Source organism: Paenibacillus solisilvae, assembly GCF_042656405.1.
GTDB lineage: Bacteria > Bacillota > Bacilli > Paenibacillales > Paenibacillaceae > Paenibacillus_Z > Paenibacillus_Z solisilvae.
Genome location: NZ_JBHSOW010000122.1, coordinates 1 through 3,033, shown reverse-complemented (window position 1 = coordinate 3,033; position 3,033 = coordinate 1). Strand labels below are relative to the sequence as shown.

The 3,033-nt window shown below is 41.9% G+C and carries 2 protein-coding genes; both read left to right on the top strand.

Annotation, left to right across the window (positions count from 1 at the left end; genetic code table 11):
* Window positions 1-1,187: 1,187 nt before the first annotated feature.
* Window positions 1,188-1,715 (top strand): CBO0543 family protein, encoded by a 528-nt coding sequence (locus ACFPYJ_RS30375; protein WP_379192004.1) that lies wholly within the window; start codon window positions 1,188-1,190, stop codon window positions 1,713-1,715.
* 296 nt (window positions 1,716-2,011) lie between these two features.
* Complete coding sequence (locus ACFPYJ_RS30370) at window positions 2,012-2,923, top strand: helix-turn-helix transcriptional regulator (protein ID WP_379192003.1); 912 nt, start codon at window positions 2,012-2,014, stop codon at window positions 2,921-2,923.
* Window positions 2,924-3,033 lie beyond the last annotated feature (110 nt).

The following is a 3,033-nucleotide window of genomic DNA, read 5'->3' as shown; positions in this document are numbered from 1 at the left end:
CGAAAAAAATGAAGGCGTTAATATTCGGTTAGTCTGATTACTGAGAAACCGATTTATGAAATTGATTCGATTACATAAAAGAGCAGAAGATATATACATTGGATACCTATGTAAAATAAGAAGGAATATTCTAAATTCCATCCGTGGTACTTGTAAACATGACAGAAGACAGCCAGCGCTTCATATATTGTAGCTGCGGCTGCCCATGCCAGAACGTATAAGCTGATCCTTAATCCCCTAATTCTCCATTTATCAAAGAAATAAACAAATAGATAAGAAAACGGGGCATTTAAATAGTATAGTACGATATCAAGCAGTTCTTGATTGTTGGATTCGTTTACGTCATACAGATCATTCGGTGGAGCGCCTAATAAAAAATCGAAATACATCGGAATTCCAACTGCGAGGAACATCAAAACGACTGTCACTATTGTTGGAAATCGCCGTGGGAGAGTGAACGGAATTGGAGCTATCACACAAATGGAAATGATTAGGAACTACTCATTTGCGTCAAAAAAGACGGGTAGTATTTTGTTCAAATAAACACTTCCCTACGGGCTATATTTCTGATTAGTTTATAAACCATAAACGTTAGCAGCATAATAGTCGTATTTGCGGTAATGGACCACCATAGATTCCACTTGCTGCTGTAGGTAATACAATCTAACAGCTTGGACAAATATTCAATTCCCATAAGCAATAGGATAATGCTGACCCAGCAAAAACCTTTTTTCCATATTCCGCTCACAGAACCATTTCGTTCGAGGAAAAGGATAATCGATAATGGAATTATTACACTGCGAATGGATTCATTCACTAAGAAATCACTCATTCTAGAGGACATTTTCATCAGCTTAAAAGTAAAACCCATCCCAATGATCACGTCTTGAACATGGATTAAGAAGCACCAAACGGCTATTCCTTCGAATAGATGAATCCTTCGTCTGGTAACCGTGAAACTAAGGATAAAAAGAATAGAAATGCTCCAAAAAATGACAATAACCATACTCCTCCACTTTTTCATAGGTTACTTTAAATTTCCCCTGCGGAGAAACGAATTATTCAACATTCTTTCCCAGTTCCTCCTCTATTCCTTCATCGGTTTGAATACTTCTAAAGCTTGCAGTGAATACTTTAGAACAACGTTTGAGAGCATCAGAATGCCGGGATATCGGGGGCATAAACAATTGGAATTGATTTATTTGGCTGGAATCGCGGGCTGGGTATTATGTGCATGGAAATGGGCGGATTGGAGCAGATTTAGGGAATTCCGGGCAAGTATATATGTGATGATCATAGGCGACTTTCTCTACAATGTACTGACGGAAGATAACCATCTGTGGAGGTTTGAATCTCCGACCTTTCATTTTTCGCACCATTTCATACAAGTCCTGATCACGCTGTGCGCCACCCCGTTTGCAGTATTGATCTTCCTGTCGCATTACCCTTCGAAATCAATACTCAAGCAAGTTCTATATCTTGCGCTCTGGGCCGGGATTTTTAGCATTCATGAGTGGATAGCCGTTCAGCTTGGCGTGTTTAAATACAATGACGGATGGAATATGTGGTGGTCTATTGTTATCAATTGCATTGCTTTTCCGTTCCTCATTCTCCACCAAAAGCGGCCGGCACTGGCTATCCTTGTTTTTATCTTCTTCACCTTGTTATTCAGTTTTATCTTTCAAATAGACGTTATCTTTAAAAAGGACACGTAGGTTCTAAAGACGTCAAAAGCCCTTCCGGAGCCGGAAGGGCTTATTTGAATGATGAAAAATCCATGGTTGCGCTAAGCCTCAGATGCTACAATAGTCTAAGAGGAGTGAATGGAAGATAATGAAAGATTATCATTGCTGCGCAACTTGCATTCATTATGAAATACGCAAAGAGACTGCAGAGAGGTTCTTTTGCAGTCGGCTGGGCTTTGCCACGAGTCCCCGATATCAGTTCAACTGTTGGGTGCCTAAGTCCGATATTCAGGATCGGATGAAAAAAGAAGCCCGAAGGAGATTGTATGAAGCTTGAACGACTAATTTCTATGATTTATATGCTGCTCAACAATGAGGTGCTGTCAGCTTCAGCGCTAGCTGAGAAATACAAGGTATCCCAGAGAACCATCTACCGGGATATCGACGTGATCTGCGCGGCTGGTTTTCCAGTCGTTTCTTATCAGGGCGTGAACGGCGGATTTGGCATCATTGAAGCTTACAAAATGGACAAAAGCTTACTTGGCTCCTACGACGTCAGCTCTCTCATTACGGTCCTTCACAGCATGTCGACGGTTTTTGAAGATGAACGCGCTATGGAAACGATCCTCAAATTGCAAACTATTCAAAATGATCATGATACTCCAAGCTTATCCCTGGATATCGGCGGCAGGCGGCCCTATAAGGAATCATTGCGCAAGTTAAGAGCTGCAATCTCGGAATCTCATGTGGTCCGCTTCGAATATATTAACGCGAAGAGCGAAAGAGGCGAACGCGCTGTTGAGCCGATCAGTCTTATGTATAAGTATGAAACCTGGTATCTTTACGGATACTGCAAATCGCGGAAGGATTACCGGGAATTCAAACTGACGCGAATGGTTGATCTAACGGTTTCGACTGAATATTATCAGAAGCATAATCAATCAGCGCCGACAAGCATTGAATATCAATCCGAGAGAAGCGTTCAAGACGTGAATGTTGTTCTTCATTTCGCAGTGGAATTCTTGGCCAGGGCAATGGATTTCTTCTATGCTGCAGAGAAAAGCTTTCATGAGGACGGATCACTCGTGATTACGTTGAAGGTTGACGATCTGAGCAGAGCGAAATGGCTGCTTCCGATTCTGCTCAGCTTTGGCGACGGGGTAGAGGTAATTGAACCGCTTGAGCTTAGAGAGACGATCAAGAAAAAGGTTGAACAAATATTAATTCGATATTCCTAAGGGCTGTCCCAAAAGTCATCGAAGATGACCGAGGGATTGCCCGAGGCCACTGAAAAAGTCCAAATCTTATAAACAGGATACCTTACCTCCACTTCGAGGGAGGGTATCCT

Excerpts from the sequence above, each read along its gene's own strand:
- ACFPYJ_RS30370 (WP_379192003.1), top strand. The coding sequence starts at position 2,012 with ATGAAGCTTGAACGACTAATTTCTATGATTTATATGCTGCTCAACAAT.